This is a genomic window from Cytobacillus sp. ABV4_503 (genome assembly GCF_056158445.1).
The window spans coordinates 1,326,898-1,344,358 of the sequence record NZ_JBSWTH010000001.1 but is presented as its reverse complement, the minus strand read 5'-3'; the positions used below and the strand labels follow the sequence as shown (position 1 = coordinate 1,344,358).

At 39.7% G+C, this 17,461-nt stretch carries 21 protein-coding genes; 8 read left to right on the top strand and 13 right to left on the bottom strand.

The genetic code is table 11. The annotated features are described in order from the left end of the window. Window positions 1–52: 52 nt before the first annotated feature. From ACXAD1_RS06865 to ACXAD1_RS06830, 8 genes are all read right to left on the bottom strand, one after another. Complete coding sequence (locus ACXAD1_RS06865) at window positions 53–1,177, bottom strand: N-acetyldiaminopimelate deacetylase (RefSeq protein ID WP_474909713.1); 1,125 nt, start codon at window positions 1,175–1,177, stop codon at window positions 53–55. Between the two features lie 119 nt (window positions 1,178–1,296). Then, window positions 1,297–2,007: a 2,3,4,5-tetrahydropyridine-2,6-dicarboxylate N-acetyltransferase gene (dapD, locus tag ACXAD1_RS06860; RefSeq protein ID WP_206835958.1), complete on the bottom strand. Its 711-nt coding sequence runs from the start codon at window positions 2,005–2,007 to the stop codon at window positions 1,297–1,299. A gap of 104 nt (window positions 2,008–2,111) precedes the next feature. After that, complete coding sequence (locus ACXAD1_RS06855; protein ID WP_113881776.1) at window positions 2,112–2,996, bottom strand: LysR family transcriptional regulator; 885 nt, start codon at window positions 2,994–2,996, stop codon at window positions 2,112–2,114. A 151-nt stretch (window positions 2,997–3,147) separates the two neighbouring features. Continuing rightward, on the bottom strand, window positions 3,148–4,647 hold the full coding sequence (locus ACXAD1_RS06850; RefSeq protein ID WP_474911288.1) for an MDR family MFS transporter: 1,500 nt from the start codon (window positions 4,645–4,647) through the stop codon (window positions 3,148–3,150). Between the two features lie 145 nt (window positions 4,648–4,792). Further along, on the bottom strand, window positions 4,793–5,239 hold the full coding sequence (cbpB, locus tag ACXAD1_RS06845) for a cyclic-di-AMP-binding protein CbpB (RefSeq protein ID WP_206835955.1): 447 nt from the start codon (window positions 5,237–5,239) through the stop codon (window positions 4,793–4,795). A 70-nt stretch (window positions 5,240–5,309) separates the two neighbouring features. After that, window positions 5,310–5,453, bottom strand: a complete 144-nt coding sequence (locus ACXAD1_RS06840) for a hypothetical protein (RefSeq protein ID WP_474909712.1) — start codon at window positions 5,451–5,453, stop codon at window positions 5,310–5,312. 52 nt (window positions 5,454–5,505) lie between these two features. Beyond that, window positions 5,506–5,655 (bottom strand): hypothetical protein, encoded by a 150-nt coding sequence (locus ACXAD1_RS06835; protein WP_474909711.1) that lies wholly within the window; start codon window positions 5,653–5,655, stop codon window positions 5,506–5,508. A gap of 105 nt (window positions 5,656–5,760) precedes the next feature. Further along, on the bottom strand, window positions 5,761–5,997 hold the full coding sequence (locus ACXAD1_RS06830; protein WP_019381663.1) for a YkuJ family protein: 237 nt from the start codon (window positions 5,995–5,997) through the stop codon (window positions 5,761–5,763). A gap of 184 nt (window positions 5,998–6,181) precedes the next feature. Here ACXAD1_RS06830 and ACXAD1_RS06825 point away from each other — a divergent pair, with 184 nt between their 5' ends. Then, on the top strand, window positions 6,182–7,132 hold the full coding sequence (locus tag ACXAD1_RS06825; RefSeq protein ID WP_206835947.1) for an MBL fold metallo-hydrolase: 951 nt from the start codon (window positions 6,182–6,184) through the stop codon (window positions 7,130–7,132). Window positions 7,133–7,192: 60 nt separating this feature from the next. Beyond that, window positions 7,193–7,429: a glutaredoxin domain-containing protein gene (locus tag ACXAD1_RS06820; protein WP_206835944.1), complete on the top strand. Its 237-nt coding sequence runs from the start codon at window positions 7,193–7,195 to the stop codon at window positions 7,427–7,429. An 84-nt stretch (window positions 7,430–7,513) separates the two neighbouring features. On the opposite strand, the gene ACXAD1_RS06815 is transcribed toward ACXAD1_RS06820, so the two are convergent. The 3 genes from ACXAD1_RS06815 to ACXAD1_RS06805 form a co-directional block, all read right to left on the bottom strand. Beyond that, window positions 7,514–8,215 carry a DUF3993 domain-containing protein gene (locus ACXAD1_RS06815; protein ID WP_206835941.1) on the bottom strand — a complete coding sequence of 234 codons (702 nt, stop codon included), beginning with the start codon at window positions 8,213–8,215 and terminating at the stop codon, window positions 7,514–7,516. 258 nt (window positions 8,216–8,473) lie between these two features. Continuing rightward, complete coding sequence (locus tag ACXAD1_RS06810; RefSeq protein WP_206835938.1) at window positions 8,474–8,713, bottom strand: hypothetical protein; 240 nt, start codon at window positions 8,711–8,713, stop codon at window positions 8,474–8,476. Between the two features lie 78 nt (window positions 8,714–8,791). Beyond that, window positions 8,792–10,006, bottom strand: a complete 1,215-nt coding sequence (locus ACXAD1_RS06805; RefSeq protein WP_474909710.1) for an EAL domain-containing protein — start codon at window positions 10,004–10,006, stop codon at window positions 8,792–8,794. Window positions 10,007–10,186: 180 nt separating this feature from the next. On the opposite strand from ACXAD1_RS06805, the gene ACXAD1_RS06800 reads away from it, so the two are divergent. Continuing rightward, a complete protein-coding gene (locus ACXAD1_RS06800; RefSeq protein ID WP_474909709.1) occupies window positions 10,187–10,969 on the top strand; it encodes a C39 family peptidase in 783 nt (260 codons plus the stop codon). A gap of 45 nt (window positions 10,970–11,014) precedes the next feature. Here the strand turns inward: ACXAD1_RS06800 and fadH are convergent, their stop codons facing one another. After that, entirely contained in the window at window positions 11,015–11,779 is a 765-nt protein-coding gene (gene fadH, locus ACXAD1_RS06795; protein ID WP_206835929.1) for a 2,4-dienoyl-CoA reductase, read from the bottom strand. A gap of 249 nt (window positions 11,780–12,028) precedes the next feature. Between fadH and ACXAD1_RS06790 the strand changes: the two genes are divergently transcribed. The 5 genes from ACXAD1_RS06790 to ACXAD1_RS06770 all read left to right on the top strand — a co-directional run bounded on the left by ACXAD1_RS06790 (window position 12,029) and on the right by ACXAD1_RS06770 (window position 16,113). Next, window positions 12,029–12,904 (top strand): metallophosphoesterase, encoded by an 876-nt coding sequence (locus tag ACXAD1_RS06790; protein WP_206835926.1) that lies wholly within the window; start codon window positions 12,029–12,031, stop codon window positions 12,902–12,904. A gap of 155 nt (window positions 12,905–13,059) precedes the next feature. Further along, the gene (locus ACXAD1_RS06785) at window positions 13,060–13,527 is read left to right on the top strand and encodes a L,D-transpeptidase family protein (RefSeq protein ID WP_211202419.1); all 468 of its coding nucleotides are present in this window, start codon (window positions 13,060–13,062) and stop codon (window positions 13,525–13,527) included. 136 nt (window positions 13,528–13,663) lie between these two features. Beyond that, complete coding sequence (locus ACXAD1_RS06780) at window positions 13,664–14,278, top strand: helix-turn-helix transcriptional regulator (protein ID WP_474909708.1); 615 nt, start codon at window positions 13,664–13,666, stop codon at window positions 14,276–14,278. Continuing rightward, window positions 14,275–15,549 carry an MFS transporter gene (locus ACXAD1_RS06775; RefSeq protein WP_206835920.1) on the top strand — a complete coding sequence of 425 codons (1,275 nt, stop codon included), beginning with the start codon at window positions 14,275–14,277 and terminating at the stop codon, window positions 15,547–15,549. The genes ACXAD1_RS06780 and ACXAD1_RS06775 overlap by 4 nt, the downstream gene beginning before the upstream one ends. A 96-nt stretch (window positions 15,550–15,645) precedes the next feature. After that, window positions 15,646–16,113 carry a YkyB family protein gene (locus ACXAD1_RS06770; RefSeq protein WP_206835917.1) on the top strand — a complete coding sequence of 156 codons (468 nt, stop codon included), beginning with the start codon at window positions 15,646–15,648 and terminating at the stop codon, window positions 16,111–16,113. A gap of 206 nt (window positions 16,114–16,319) precedes the next feature. On the opposite strand, the gene ACXAD1_RS06765 is transcribed toward ACXAD1_RS06770, so the two are convergent. Next, complete coding sequence (locus tag ACXAD1_RS06765; protein ID WP_474909707.1) at window positions 16,320–17,225, bottom strand: chemotaxis protein; 906 nt, start codon at window positions 17,223–17,225, stop codon at window positions 16,320–16,322. Window positions 17,226–17,461: the final 236 nt, after the last annotated feature.

Below are 17,461 nucleotides of genomic sequence, written 5' to 3'. Positions count from 1 at the left end.
TCAGCTTTTTTAACATTTTCAATTTTATTTAGTAAATGCTTGCTGCAAATGGTTAACCTTTATACCTTAAATAAGCTGCAATCAATTCAATCGCTTTCTCGATTGCTGCTTCATCTGGATTCAGCCTGGCATGATGAAGTCCGTATTCTGAATTGACGCCAAGCCAAAACATGAAGCCTGGAATTTCTTCAAGCATATATCCAAAGTCCTCACCTGTCATCGCTTCCCTGCATTCAACCACGTTTATGTCTGTACTGGAGCGGGCAAACTCCATGAATTCCTTTGTTAAGGCTGCCTCATTGTAAACCTGATGATACATGCTTCCGTAATCGATTGAAGCTTCACATTCATACCCGGCTTCAATTCCTTTGACTAGCGCCTGAATTCTGCTTTTTACTTTTTTCATTGATTCAGGGGATAACGTTCGGATTGTACCTTCAAGCCTTGCTTTTTCAGCAATAATATTTTGCACGGTGCCGCCAGTGATTTTTCCGATTGTAACGACTGCGCTGTCCAATGGATCTATGTTCCTTGAAATGATGGACTGAAGCTGGCTGACCAGTGTACATGCTGCCACGACCATATCATTGGTATTATGCGGATATGCCGCATGTCCCCCTTTTCCTTTTATATCAATGAAAAGTTCCGAGGTGTTTGCAAACAGCAATCCTTCTCTCAATGCGATTGTTCCAACCGGATACTCTGGAGCAATATGTAGGGCCATTATCATATCCGGCTTCCAATCCTTCATTATCTCAGATTTAAGCATGGGTTCTGCTCCGCCAGGCCCTTCTTCAGCTGGCTGAAATATAAACAGTAAATCATCGTTAATGCGTTCTTCAATGAATTTTGTTATTAGGCCAAGTGCAATCGACATATGAAAATCATGTCCGCAGGCATGCATTTGTTCACTATGCACGGACTTGAACGGCAGACCAGTTTCCTCAATGATTGGGAGGCCGTCTATATCAGCACGATACCCAATCATCCTGGAAGGATTCCTGCCGCTGATTTTCACAAAAATACCCGTTTTCCAAGTTTTAATTTCCATGTAGTCCTGAGGAAGGGAATACAGGTAATCTAATAGAAGCTTCTGTGTTTTAAATTCACGGAACCCTAACTCCGGTATTTTGTGCAGCTCCCGCCGTAATGCAACGAATGGATTATTTGTGACCAAAACTCTTCCCCCTTGTAAAAATGCCCCATATATTTCATTCACGCTATAGTCGTCATAATTAACCAAAAGATTTTCACCTTTAGAAAAAGCGCGGATCGCAATCCACGCTTTTCAAATTCTTATAATTGGCGAAGCTCTTGCTTAATTTCTGTTTTAGACTTAGTCTTTTCATCAATCTCTTTAATTACACGAGCTGGTGTTCCTGCCACCACAGTGAAAGGAGGTACATCGTCAATGACAATCGCACCTGCCGCAACTACGGCTCCCTTCCCAACCGTCACACCTTCCAGAACCACTGCATTGGCTCCGATTACAACATCATCTTCTACAACAACAGGTTTTGCTGAAGGAGGCTCAATAACCCCTGCCAGCACAGTTCCTGCTCCAATATGGCAATTCTTGCCGACTGTAGCTCTTCCGCCAAGGACAACATTCATGTCAATCATTGTACCTTCACCGATTACTGAACCAATATTAATGGATGCGCCCATCATGATTACAGCGTTATCACCGATTTCAACCTGGTCTCGGATGATTGCACCCGGCTCAATGCGGGCTTTAATATTTTTCATATCAAGCAATGGAATCGCTGAGTTTCTGCGGTCATTCTCAATAACATAATCTTCAATTTTAGACTGGTTTGCTTCAATCGCCTGGCTAAGTTCAGCCCATTCACCAAATACCACACCAGTGCTGCCATTTATAAAGGCCTTTGCTGAAGCACCGAAGTCGATTCCTTCTAATTCACCTTTAATATAAACCTTTACAGGTGTTGATTTTGTGCTGTTTTGGATAAATGAAATAATCTCATTGGCATCCATCATTTTCATATTAAAAATCCTCCTCTATGTATAACATTGCAACTAGCATTACTTTAACAAACAAAAGCGCTGAAAACAAGAAAAATAAATGAAAATAGAAGTACTGGTTGATATCATTTTCCTTCTTCTTCAATATGTTCCTTAATTAACTCAACAAATGCCTGAACTTGCTTGAGCTGGAAGGCGGATTCATATCCCAGCAGCCACGTATCACGCTTAATCGGCAAATTATTTTCATCCAGCAGCGGGATCTTAAAAATATTCTTCTCTGCACCATTCAGCGTAATGGCCGGAAGAATGGCATATCCTATTCCATTGAAAGTCATTTGCTTGCACGTCTCAATTTGATCAACGACTATCGTCCGTTTTGGCGACGTTTTGAACTGCCGCAGCCACCAGTCCTGAATTTCCTGATAATAGTTGGAATCACTCTTAAACTGAATAAAGGGCCTGTCTGTTTCAAGGACCTGCTCCGGCCTTGTAATCTCTGTATCCACTAGATAAAGACTATCCTTAAATAAAGGGATTTTAATCCCCTTCCAGTCCGGAGTCCCTCTAATAATTCCAATATGAACCTGATCATCATATAGCGATTTTAATATTTCACTGCTCCAGCCGGTGATCAGAGAAATTTTTGCCTGCGGATAGCGGCTGACAAACTTCTTAAGAACTTGAGGCAGCCAATTTTGCCCTACGATGGAAGCAACAGCTATTTTTAAGGTCCCATGGACCTCTGAATTCAAGGCTGTAATTGATTCCCTGACTTTTTCTTCCTTCGCAAGAACTTCATTAATGAATTGTAGTACGATTTCGCCAGCGGGCGTCAGTGACAAACCCTTTTGTGAGCGTAGGAATAGTTTGCTGCCCCATTCTTTTTCAATATTTACAAGACGCTGTGAAAGGGCTGGCTGCGAAACAAATAAACGTTCAGCCGCTTTCCTCATATTCATTTCCTGTGCCAGCACTGATAAAAGGTGAAATTCCGTAAGTGAAGACATAAACATCTTCCCTTCATAACTTTTTCTTATAGTGTATCTTAATCGCATTAAAGTTTCATTATCATTAAAATGGAAAGAAGCACCAAAAATACATACAGTTCTTTAAGAATATAAAAATCTCTGCACGGTAAATGCAGAGATCTCTGGCCGCTTAATCGGCAACTTCCTTTTCATGCTTTGGAAGAGCAATTACCAATAAGAAGCTTATAACAGCAAATAATAGCACTGCATAGTACACTGAATGAAGTGAAACGGTGAGACCATTTTGCAGGATTTCTTTCACTCCGGTATTTAGGCTGTTTCTCGCTTCTTCATTTAAAAGTACATTTGCTGAATCTAAAGATAAGCTGTCATCTATGCCTTCACCATTCTTCTGTATATACGATTTGATCTGGCTGTTCAGGATTCCGCCCAGCAAGGCTGCTCCTATAGTGTTGCCAAGATTTCTCATAAACATATTGGCAGCAGTAGCGATTCCCCTTTGCTTCCATTCCACTGTACTCTGAATGGATACAATAAAAGCAGTGCTCGTTAATCCCATGCCGGCCCCGACCAAAAAGCTTCCAGCCGCCGCCCAGACAGGTCCTGCTTCAGGAGTGAGTGTGACGAATAAAATACTCCCTGCAATTAAAAATACTCCCCCTATTACAGAGGTGCTTCTAAAACCAATATTCAGGAGAAGCTTGCCTGCAGCTGCAGAAGCTATTGGCCACCCAATCGACATGGTCGTAAGTGTAAAGCCGGCTACAATCGGCGATCTTTCCATGACACCCTGGACAAATGCAGGCAGAAAACTGGAAATCCCGATCAGCATCACACCAGTTGTCAGTGAAGCTAAATTAGCAATTAATATCGGTTTTTCCTTCCAAATATTAAAAGGCATCATTGGCTCTGCTGCTTTTTGTTCCTGCAGGATGAATAAAATAAAGGCAATCACACTAACCGCTAAAAGGCTGATTGATTCAATGGAATTCCAGGCCCAATTTGTACCTCCCTCAACAAGCACAAACATTAGAGATGAAATGGAAACCGTTAATAGCACAGCACCTGCATAATCGATCTGATGCTTTTTCCTTTCCACATTCTCATGAAGGAAAAGCCATAAGCCTGCAATAGCCATGATGCCAAGCGGAATGTTAACCCAAAAAACATATCGCCAGCTGACGAATTCAACAAGAAGCCCGCCTATTGCAGGACCCATGATGGCTGAAATACCCCATACACTTGATAAATAACCCTGAACCTGCGCCCTTTCCTCTTTTGTGTATATATCCCCGACAATGGTGGTTGCAATCGGCATGACTGCTCCAGCACCGAACCCCTGAATTAATCGGAAAATAATTAGAGCTGTCATCGATTCAGCAAAACCGCATAAAATTGAACCTATTAAAAATATGATAATCCCGAATGTCAAAACAGGCTTCCGCCCAAATAAGTCTGAGAGCTTGCCGTAAATCAAAACAGTCACAGCATTCATTAACAGGTAAGCTGAAAACACCCAGCTATATAAAGCAAATCCGCCTAAATCTCCAACAATGGCAGGCATTGCAGTTGAAACAATGGTTGCCTCTATAGCCCCCATAAACATGGCAAGCATAACTGAAGCAAGCACAAAAGGCTTTTTCGTAACTTTTCTCTTTCCTTGCGGCATTTTTTTATGTAAAGTTTGACTCAAACATTTCCCCTCCAAAATGAATAAAAACATGATTAACACCAGCAAGTGACGGCAATAAAATCACCAGGACTCCCATCATTGAAAATAAAGCAAGCTCCCACTGCGGGGAGCTGAATGGTTTTTATCGCTTATTTAATCGTCTAATATGCTTATTTAATTGATCCAAAACAGTTCTGCGAGTCAGTATTCCCTCAAAGTAGCCTTCCTTGTTTTCTATACATATAAAGGGATGGTCAACTAAAAGTTCGATCGATTGCTGTATAGAAGACTCAGCATCAAGCCGCGGGATCTTTCTGTTCATTGCCTCTTCAACCCTTTTTTGCTCCATCTGCTCAAATTCGATTCGCTCTAGCCCGAGAATGGAATCCATGATGATGGGTGTGCTGATTAAGCCATGCAGCTTATATTGCGGGTCTAGTACAGGTATTGCTGTATATCCGCTTTTCGTTAGCACTAAGAGTGCATGCTCCAGGTTATTGCCAACCTGAACATGTGCTACCCGTTCAGAAGGAATCATGAAATCACTAATGTTAAATTCTAAAAATTCCTCGCTATGGAGACTGATCATCGCCGAAAACTCCTCAAAAATTAGTTATACTTCATAACCATTTTATCATAGTCTCCTGCATTTTGCCCCATTAACCTTTGCAGGTTTGAATGTCTTTTACTTCATAGCCGCAGTCTGGACAGCGAAAAATAACATTTTGATTGGACTGTGCGGTTAAAACGGCTTCGATGTCTTTTTCAGCCATGCAGGCTGGACATGTTACAACTGGCATCATTCTGCTTCACCTCATTATCAAAGGGTCCTTTATTATTTATTGTTCTCAATGCCTAATTTTTCGAGTCCTTAATTTCTTTTAAAATTTCTTTCAGATCTTCAAGAGTTTTCCTGATCCTGATTACTTCTTTTTTTGTATTAATTAAATCTGCAAGCAAAAGAAGAACTGTAAAAAACAGCAAAATCATGAGCAGATAATACATTTCCACACCTCTGTGAGATTGATACTCCATATTATAGCACGCTTTCTCTTTAAGCTATTTTTAATAAGAAAAGAGGCCCAGAAGGCCCCTTATGTATGTGGTGGATTATTGAATCAAATCGAAAATTTCGATCGTGATCATATCAATGTTGTCGAATTGATATCTTTTTGGCTTTTCTTTATCGTAATATACTTCCAGTTCAAACGTTTCATTTTTTGGATGAAAAGTTACCTGGCATTTTCTTTCACCATTCACCTCAAAAAATCTTTGCATTGGCTCTCCGCCTGTTGCTTGTTCCTGTAAGCTCTTTAAGCGTGTTAATATACCTTGAAGCTGTGACATGCTCTCTCTCCTTTCCAAAACAAAACCCATAATTCTACATTTAGGTTTCTCTTTTGGCATGTTTCTATCCTAAAGAATTAAATTCAGAATATTCAAGCTCGATGCTTTACATACCAATATTAACAGAATAAAATATTGTCAGGTGTTTGTACAAGCAAAAGCTTAATAAAGGATGTGATTTTTTTTGGCAAAACCTGAAAAATTGGCGGAAAATCTTTATTTAATTGATGATTTTGATCTTTCATTGGAAAAACGTACCGGTACATATGTCTTAAAAGAAGAAGCGCTGACATTAATCGAAACTTCGGCAAGCCCTTCAATTCCCTACATACTGGAAGGACTAAGCCAGCTTCAGATTCGACCTGAGAAAGTTGAATATATCATCGTTACCCATATTCATCTTGACCATGCAGGCGGCACAGGTCTTTTACTGACACACTGTCCGAATGCAAAGGTTATTGTCCACCCGAAAGGTGCCAGACACTTAGCGGATCCTTCACGCTTAATTGCTGGTGCAAAAGCTGTTTATGGAGATAAATTCGATGGATTATTTAATCCTATTTTGCCTGTTCCGGAGGATAAGATTATCAAAAAAGAACATGAAGAAGAGCTTGAAATAGGGCCAAATTGCACGCTTAAATTCTATCATTCACCCGGACACGCTAATCACCATTTCAGCATCTTTCACCCTGCTATTAATGGAATGTTCACAGGAGACACTGCTGGTGTATATTACCCTCAATTAAAAGAAAATGGAATTGAAATGTATCTGCCCTCAACTTCACCAAACCAATTCGATCCCGACAAAATGCTCGAATCGATTGCCATGTACGAAAAAATGGATCTTGATTATATTTTCTTTGGGCATTACGGAAAGAGTTCAAACCCCAAGGAGGTCTACAGACAAATTAAAAATTGGCTAAAGATATTCATCCATGCAGGTGAAAATGCCCTTTCCGAAGGCGGCACTAAAGATCAGCAGACACAGGCAGCGCAAGCCATGCTTGAAGAAAAAATTAAATCTTATCTAAATAGCAGAGGCATCTCATCTGACCACCCTGTATATAAGATCCTTTCTGTTGATATTGCTGTCTGCTCTATGGGATTAATCGACTTTCTGCAAAAAACAAACTGATTGCTTATCTTAAGATCCTGCATTATGATTGAATAACAAAAAAACTCAGGGGGAAGCACTTTGAAAGAAATTGTTCTATATACACAGCCGGATTGTCCGCCCTGTGAGATAATAAAGTTGTTTTTGAATGAAAATGGATATACTTATACAATAAAAGACATAAAAAAAGATGCAACAGCCCACAAGGAGCTGACCAGGCAATATAATTCCTTTTCTACACCGACAATTGTCATCGGGGACACTGTCATTAGGGGATTTGACCTGGAAAAACTCCAATCTGCATTAGATTTGAAGTGAATCTTCAATTAGCGGAGATCTAACTGCCCGTTAGACTGCCATAAAAATAGGAGCTTAAAAGCTAAGCTTTTAAGCTCCTATCATTTAATTGGATGCCAGCTGCCCGTTTAATTCCTGTTGTTCAAATAAAGCTAATATACCTTGTTTATCATCTGTTAAAAGCATACTTCCTGAACGAAACAAAGCGTTGAATGGATTCAGCAGGAATCCAAATTGATATGACGATTTGTTAATCCAATTTTCAGGAGTTTTAAATGAGCTTTGTATTGCTGCTTCTTCATTACTCTCGGCTTTCTTTAAAATTTTCTCAGGTATATTTTCACCCAGGAATTTGGCGACTTTAAATTCCCCTTCTTGTTCCGCAAGCAAAAGTCCCTCATAGTGACCTTCATATGCGACTGGGCCGTCATGATTTTCTTTAAAGTATTCAAACACATAAATTTTGTTTCCTTCTTTAACTGCTTTTGTATTAACTGAATACGTAAAGAACGGAATGTAATATGCAGCAGCATCAGATCCAAGGGTAAAATACTTGCCATTCTCTGAAACAAGATTTTCATTCAGAAATTCAGCTTTTGGTTCTTCAGAAAAATATGGTTCAAGCAATTCATCGACTTCCTTCATACTTCGCTCTTCCTCGCTCAGTGAAACCTGTATATGAAATGCATTTTGCAAAAATTTGTATACCTCTTGTTTATTGTTAAGGCTCTCTGCATTTGTATGGGAAGGAATCGCTGCTGCCATGACTGCAATTGTTATAATAATTCCTGTTAAGTGCTTGTACATTCCACTCTCCCTTTCTTTATCGTTCACTATTTGTGTACCATCCATTTTACCAGCAAACAACTCTGCTGTTGCCGGTTTTCGTACCCGAAATTCACTTATATTTTGACATAAAAATTCTTTTCTTGTTATGAATCTACCCGTATTGACAAAGAATTAACGCAAAAAGCGGAAAAGCATATATAAAAACAGATGTAAAAATTGTTAATCAGCAGCATGTATTCATTTCTATAAAAAAATGACCCTGCTTAAGCAGGGTCATTACCAATTCCATGTAAGTGCAAAATAAGTGATCATAACAAGAAGAATTCCAAAGCAAATCGCATATGTCAGAAAGATTGGATTTCTGATATATGCATGCTTTTGAACATTATCAGGCAGTTCTGCGTCAATATCCCCTTTTACAGCCTTTCGTTCTTTTGCAGCAAAAAGGGTGTAAGCCAGGGCGTAACCGAGAATCCCCAAACCGATTACTAATATGATCATTGTGTACATGCTCATGTCTAATCTCTCCTCAAGGAAAGTTCTACACTTACATTTCCTCAAATCAAGATTGTTTATACTTCTAAAATTTCATGCTTATAATAATCCATCATGGTTGTATAGAAATTCGTACGATAAATCCACAAATAAGTAATCATTGGTATTAAGCGGGAAGGAAAACGTCCTGATCGTTTCACCTGTCTCAATATCGGTATACAAATCAGAAAGGATTCCTTTTTTATTTATTCGCATTTTCATTATATTTTCAAGAAAATATGGCCGCCAGCTCCAGTTTTTGTGAAGATATTCTTCCTGGGTTATCCATCCCCCATCCCGTTTGAAGTAATTCGCAGATTTCTGGAATCCATCTTCATCACAAATATACAGGCGAAACGCTGCACCATCCAGAAGAACCGCAATCTGCTCCAATGTTTCTTCATATACAAATACCTTTTTATTTTTATTTGCAAAATCAATCATCTTTTCGTTGAAATCAAGGGTAACCTGATACAAGGACTCTAATTTTTTCTTTTCATGCACAATAAACCGATGGCATTCACTTCGTAATTTTTCCTTTAAAATATCTCTATCAGTGAAATCTTCAGCCGGTTTTTGCAAATAATAACCTTGATAGTAACGGCCTCCATTTTTCCAGGCATACTGAAGCTGGTAAACCATTTCAATATTTTCAAATAGCATGCTTGCTCCTATTTTCCTGGCAAGCATGGATAAAGAATAGAGGATATCATTAAAATTATAAGCAGAAGCATTTGATTTCATGGACTCCAGATCCACCTTTAAAATGTCGGGAGCCAATTGCCCAATCCTATCGAGATGACTGCTTTCATTGCCAAGTTTATCTATGGCTAATTTGATTCCATATGTCCTATAATAATTCAATAGATGGTCCAGATGGTCAATATCTCCCTTATAATTCCGTTCTGTAATTTCCAAAACAATCCTGTCAAGGCCTATTCCTTTTTTTGCATATTCTTTAAGGGTATCTAAAAATTGTTCCCCATCATTGTACATAAGCAAGTCAGCATCCCTGTTGATAAAAAGCAAGATATCTTTATCCAGGTCCCGGGCCTTATCCAAAGCCTTTTTTAATACTTCATAATCTACTTCAATCCGATATTCTTCAGGAATATTCTCATCCTGAAAAAATGGCCCCAGACTGGCAACTCCATCAGATCCTCTATATCGGCCTAAAACCTCATAACCAATGACACGATGCTCATCTGCACTGAATATTGGCTGAAAATAAGGAAATACATTTTCCAAATCTGTAAGTATATCCAATGCATCCATGTCCTAGCCTCCCTATGTATATTAATGAGTTATTATACCATATTCGCTTAAAACTTTTACTATTCAAAATATAGATTCCACTTTTTGATAAAACATCATTGGTTGGCAAAAGCTTTGCATCATATTGCCGTGCCTTCTCTCACAAGCTAATATCAGGACATCAAAGAAAGAGGGTATTTCATGAGGAATTTCCTATTTATATCCTTTCTTATTCCTTTGCTTGGCTGCGGCCATTCTGAACCATCCGGTTCTTTCCAAAGACCTGACATAGCATCAAAAGAGCTGGATGCACAAATACCAGTCCAGGCAAAGAAGGTACAGCAGAAAGTAACAGCCCCGTCTTCGAAAACACCTGCGGCTGTTAAAAAAGACTCTGTAATCATTGATGTTCCACTAATTAGGCAAAACCCCGAATTGAAGTATGGATGCGAAGTAACCAGCCTGGCAATGGTACTGCGGCATGCAGGTGTGCAAGTGGGAAAAATGGATTTGTATAATGCAGTAAAGAAAGATATTGATCCGCTGATACGTTCAAAAGGTGATATATTGAAATGGGGTAATCCAGCAGAAGGATTTGTAGGAGATATGACCGGAACAAGTGCAGGCTACGCTGTTTTTGATAAACCAATTGAAGAATTAGTGAATAGATACCTTCCCGGAAGAGCCGTTAATTTATCCGGCCAAAATTTTGAAGCGGTTCTAATGCATGTATCCAAAGGATACCCTGCTGTGGTCTGGACAACAGGAGATTATAGGCTTCCTGACCGCTGGGAATCCTGGACTCACTCCGGCAAAACCATTAAAACTCCATTAGATCTTCATGCAGTCGTATTAGTAGGCTATGATGAACAGTTTGTTATTCTTAACGATCCCCTCTCAGGGAAAAAACAGGTGAAGGTTTCTAAAGAACAATTCATCTCATCATGGAAAGCATTACAATCCAGAGCAGTAAGTTATCAATAGATAATGTCAACCGGCTGAAAATAATTCAGCCGGTATTTATTAACATCAAAATGGAAATTGATTCAGCCACTGTCCTCCATCCATCGTGATGCACTCCCCATTAATATAACCTGCATGCTCTGAAAAAAGGAAAAATGCCAATTCTGCGATTTCCTCCGGCTTCCCGAGCCTGCCTAGGGGCACACTTTGGAGTGTCCTGTTTGCAGCATCTTCTGATTCCCAAAGCCTGTCAGCCCCTCCTGTCCTTTCTATCGGACCTGGGGCTATTGCATTCACTCTAATTCCGTATTTTCTTCCCCATTCTACAGCCAGAGTTCTTGTCATGGATAATACACCTGCTTTTGCTGCTGCCGAGTGTATAACACCCGCTCCAGCATCCCATGCATATGTAGCCACCATGTTAATGATACTTCCCTTAATTCCTTTTTCAATCCAGTATTTACCGACTTCACTCGAACAATAAAAGGTTCCATTCAAGACAATATTAATAACAGAATTCCATCCATTTGCACTCAGCTGCTCTGCAGGACATATAAAATTTCCCGCTGCATTATTAACAAGGAAATCAACTTGTCCAAATACACTAATTGTTTCATTGAGCATATGTTTAACATGTTCAATTTCACGGACATCCATTTGAATTGTCAACACTTGTCCCTGGAATGTTTGAATTTCGGCTTTTGCTGTCTCGAGGCGTTCCAGATTCCTTCCTGTTATCACCACATTCGCTCCAGCTTCAGCAAACCTCTTTGCCATATATTTTCCCATGCCGCTGGAACCGCCAGTAACAATGACAGTTTTATTCTTCATTCTAATTCCCCTCTCAAAAATGAATGATCATTCATTTACATTTTACCATTAAATATAGAATTTTCGAATTTTTATTTACAAATAAATTAATATTTCTAAGGAAAATGAAGGATAAGAAAAAGGCATAGTTAATTCTTCTTTTTAATAGGATAGTTTGATAGTATTAAAGATACTGCAATGAGAAGACAGTTGTTTTTCTCATGCCCAATACTTCAGAAAAAAATTTCAATAGATAGGTTGGTATGCTATATGCCGGAAAAAGTTTCCAGAAGATCTTTTTTTAAAAGAGTTCTCGGCTTTTTTGCTGCTGTTTTTGGTATTAGTGCAGGCGGCTATTATTATGCACGGGATATTGAGCCGCGGCTCTTGGAAATCACAAACTACGAAATTTCTGACAACGCTATTCCACAAGCGTTCAATAATAAAAAGATCATCCAATTCAGCGATACCCATCTAGGATTTCATTATGACCTGAAACAGCTTGAAAAATTGATTGAAAAGATAAACAGCTTGAAGCCTGATATTGTCTTTTTTACAGGTGACCTGATGGATGAACCCAACAAATATATAGAGGCGAACCAAATTGCGCCCCTCCTGAAAAGAATTCAGGCGCCGCTTGGAAGGTTTGCTATTTATGGAAACCATGATCACGGGGGCTATGGTTCTGATATTTATAAATCTATTATGGAAGAAGCCGGGTTTACTCTTTTGCTGAATGAAAATCGCAAAATCGAGTTCTCCGGAAGCAGCATCCAGATCATCGGCATTGACGATGCCATGCTCGGCAGACCAGACATAAAGCTTGCCAGCGGAAGTTTGGACGATTCTACCTATAATATTTTATTATCCCATGCACCGGATTTAGCAGATGCAGCTTCAGCTTTCAGCATCAATCTGCAGTTGAGCGGCCATAGTCATGGAGGACAAATAAAACTGCCGTTCATTGGAGCATTAGTTAAACCGCCGCATGCTGAAAGATATTATGAAGGCTTCTATGAAATCGGCAGCCAAAGCCCTTTAACTCTTTATGTAAACAGAGGGCTTGGTACAACCCGGCTCCCCTTCCGGTTTTTATCCAAACCTGAACTGACGGTATTTACCTTACAATCAAACAGCGGAAAGTAGAGGGAAAGCAATTCTTTGCAGCTTTCCCTTTTTTGCTGCATTGGGGGCACATTTTATCCAATTAGTTACAAGTTCACTTTTGCAGACATATATTTGAATAGACCTTTCAGAAAGAGGTGATTGTTATTTACCATATAGTAAAACCTGGTGAGACAATGTCTGTAATCGCAAAAAATTACCGCCGCCCTTTACGTGAGCTTCTCGCGGCAAACCCTTCCATTGTAAATCCAGGCCTGATCTATCCCGGCCAGCAAATAGTAATACCAGGGCTGCCGGAACCTGATTCCATTCCTTATACCATCATTGTTTCAAAAGGCAAAAGAATCTTAACGCTTCTAAATAACAGTACCGTTCAAAAAGTGTATCCCATCGCCGTCGGAAAAATGCTAACACAGACTCCAGTTGGAGAGTTTGTTATTGTGAACAGAGAACCCAATCCCGGCGGACCATATGGGGTCATGTGGCTTTCCCTGTCAAAAGCCGGCTATGGAATTCACGGAACCAATAACCCTTCCTCAATTGGCCAATCTGTTTCCAAAGGCTGTATACGCATGTATAACCAGGATGTGCTCGAATTGTCACGCATAGTGCCAAATGGCACCAGGGTACGGATACAGCCATAAATGCTGCTTACAATCGTCCTTTCAACAAAACTTTCGCTGAAAAATTGCGAAAGTTTTTATTTTTTTATTGATTTTTTTTTAAGCACAACATATCATATTGATATATCAAATTGATACATTGAAAGGAGTTTTATTATTGTCTATAGAACATACCATTCTTGCTGTCCTAAGCTTTTGGCCCAGCACAGGATATAATATTAAATCTGAATTTGAACACAAAGCTGCTGGCCTTTATTGGGGAATGAGCTATGGGAGCATTTACCCGAAATTAAAAAAGCTGGAGGAAGAAGGATTTATCTATGCAATCGAGCAGGAAGAAGAAGGTAGAAAGAAAAAGATGTATGAGCTCACGGCAAAAGGCTGGAAAGAATTTGAGAACTGGCTAAAGACTCCTCCCTCTTTTCCAGTTATTAAAGATGAATTGCTAATGAAAATGTCAACCTGGCATGAAGATATGGATAATGAAGTGTTAATTAGCCATTTATTAAAAAGAAAAGAAGAAGCCTCAGATATACTAAACTTTGTACAGGAATGGCCGCGAAATGGGTACTCCTATGTCAGCAAGCTTGGCAGCCTGTCGATTCGATATGCAGAAATGAAGCTCGAAACAGAAATGAAATGGATCGAGGAATCAATTGAAGTGCTGCAAAATAATAATCTGCCAGTTGGCCAGGATCCTAACAGCAATACAGAAAAGCTGTTAAACAGGCGAAGGATGGCCTTAGGCATGGAAAAGGGGAATGGCCAATGAAACCCGGTATTTTTAAACCACTCAAGCTGAAATCCTTTCGCTCTCTTTTTGGTGCCCAGCTATTTTCCGATTTGGGTAACTGGCTCGATTTTATTGCATTACAGGTTATTGTCGCTTATCACTGGGGGCTTGATGAAACGGCCATTGCTTCTGTCATCATTGTTCTCGGTCTTCCCTGGGTCATAATCGGCCCATTTGCGAGTGTGTTTGTAGACAGATTGCCGAAAAAAGCTGTTATGATCGTTTGCCTCTTTTTAAGAATTGCCTTTGTCGCAGGCTTGTTTTACGCTCCCAACCTATACATTCTGCTATTATTTGTGTTTTTAAAGGGAACCGTATCAGCCCTTTACGACCCGGCAAGACAGAGCGCGATCAGGATGATTGTACCTGACAGCATGCTGCCTGAAGCTGTAACTCTAAGCCAGCTGTCAGTCAATACCATGAAAATTGCCGGGCCGGCTTTAGGAGGGGGGATTATAGCAGTTTTCGGACCAAAAAGCCCTTTTCTATTTGAAGCAGCAGGATTTGTAATATCCATTATTTTCCTGATTTTTCTTCCCAGCTTAAAATCTTCTGAGGAATCAGATAAAAGGATAGCTGAAGATTATACTGTCAAATCGAGTTTTTGGAAAGAATTTTCCGAGGGAATAAAACATATTTTCTATACTCCCCTTTTAAGGATTTCAATTATCCTTTCTTCTGCAGCATTTTTCATCATTTTTCTTTATGATGGGTTATTTATTTTTATTGCAAAACAGATTGGTTTTAATGAGGGAAATTTCGGATTGCTGATCAGTGCAGTGGGAGCAGGCAGTGTGGCCGGCTCACTTTTGCTGGGCCAGTGGACAGGGTGGAACCAAAAACCAGTCCATTTAATGAGTTCTTCGGCCATATTAAGCGGCACTTTTATTGTAGCTGTTGGTCTTGGCGGCTTAGGTTTTCTTAATTTCCCTCCACTTGTCTGGATAATCGGCGCATGTCTATTGGGTCTTTTAGGTGCAGGAGAATCTGTTCCTTACGGGTATGTTCTCCAATCTGAAACACCAAAGAAAATGATGGGCAGAGTTTCGGCTGCCGCCATGTCCCTCCAGACTTTTTCCATGCTTATTGCACCAGCGGCAGGAGCTCTTCTTGCAAAACAGCTGGGCGCATCTTTTGTTATGATTGGTGCAGGGTTGGCAACAACATTATTAGGTGTAACTATGCTGATGGTTATATGTAAAAAATCAGGAACCTTCCAACCCATAAGCGGAAAGCAGCTGGATGGATAAGCTTTTGTAAGAAAAGCCCTATACTAAGTTGGTTTTATAGGCTAAAAAGGGTATAATATTTTTATACCCCTTTATAACTTGAAAGGAGATTGGAAATTGAATTCTGATAAGAAACAATATCCCCATCTGCAACCAACGGTTGAAAACCTCTCTCAAGCCATCTTCACCGTTAACCGCCATGCAAAGACAGCACCAAACCCTAAATTTTTGTATAAATTAAAGCACGATGCACTTCAAAAGTTAATTAAAGAAGGAAAAGCCCAAAAAGCAGGCCTTCACTATTCCGGCAATCCAAAAAACAGCCAGCAGCAGTCAGATGTTCTTGTAAAGTGCGGGAATTATTCTTTCCACCTTCCGCCATCTAAAGAGGATTTTTCAGTGCTTCCCCATTTGGGTAAACTCGATTCCTTCGTAAGAAATCCAAAATCGTCTTTATCTCTTAATGCGGCGAAAAAATTGCTTATGACATATACAGGGTTAAAAGAGCTTAATAGCAAGCCAAACGCAAAAAAGCACCGCTATGAAAAACCTGTATTTAAGAAATTAGGAGAAAGTTACTTTTAATCAAGAAAAGCGCAAGCGCCTTAGGAACAAGCCAAAACCGTTTGTTCCTGGGAAGAACATCCAAAGAAGCTTATCCTAGGTGCTCACCCCCGACACCTCGAGGGGGTAGGCGCTGGAGCTAGACAGTTATCAAAGTTCAAAGTTATTCTTTCTTACTAACAAGAAAAAGCTGGAATGGAAATTCCAGCTTTTTCTTTGTTATGGTCCTATAATGCATGCTGATCTATCAAAAGCACCAATTCTGCAATTTCAGGCTTGCTTACCTGCGCATTGGCTCCAACCATTTGGCCTTTATGGCGAAGATCCTCGGTAATCAATGAAGAAAAAATAATAACTGGAATATTTGTCAGCACAGGATGTTCTTTAACTTTTTTAGTAAGGTGATGCCCGTCCATTTGCGGCATTTCGATATCAGTGATCATGAGCTGCACTTCCTTAGTTATATCGCTCCCCGACTCGGCTAAAGAATGCAAATATTCATAAGCATCGTATCCATTTTCAAAGAATTCAATTTGTGAAAATCCAGCTTCATTCAATGTATCATTCAAAAGCTTTCTTAGGAGTGGCGAGTCTTCTGCGATAAGCAGCTTCTTGTCGGACCTCTCACGCTTTCCAAGTTTCTGCACCTTCTGGATGCTAATCCCTGAAGCCGGATTGATCTCAGTGACCATTTTTTCAAAATCAAGCAGCAGCACCATTTCATCTTCTAGCTTTATGATGCCGATAATCTGGCTTTCCTGGCCCTGATACAATTCAGAAGGCTTTTCAATTTGGTTCCAGGAAATGCGGTGAATTTTCGAAACACTATGAACGTGGAATACAATTTTCTGCTGATTAAACTCTGTCACAATAAATTTATCCTGCTGAGGACTTTCTGAAGGTGCCATATTTAATGATGATGCTACATCAACTACAGGAAGAACCTCTCCCCTCAGTTCAATGATCCCTTCAATATTTCGATGAGAATGCGGGACAGGAATGACTGGTACAGGATTAATAATTTCCTTCACTTTAATAACATTAATCCCCAATTTATTCCTTCCTATTGAAAATTCAACAATCTCCAATTCATTCGTTCCGCTTTCCAGTAAAATGCCTTTTTTCTGTTCCACTTTTTTCGCCCTTCCTTTTTCATATGCTTATATCTAAGTCGCGGCTCCAGTTTGTATGACGCTTGTTTTAAGAGCAGCAAGACAGCAGCTTATATAAATCGTGAATCTTTTTCTCTATTAATATACCATGAATGGATAAAATTTCATATGAAAATTTCAGCTTATTATGAAAAAAGTCCTTATTTCACCAACAGGAAGTCAACTGCTTTGCAAAAACAGCAAAAAGCAAGCCTTTG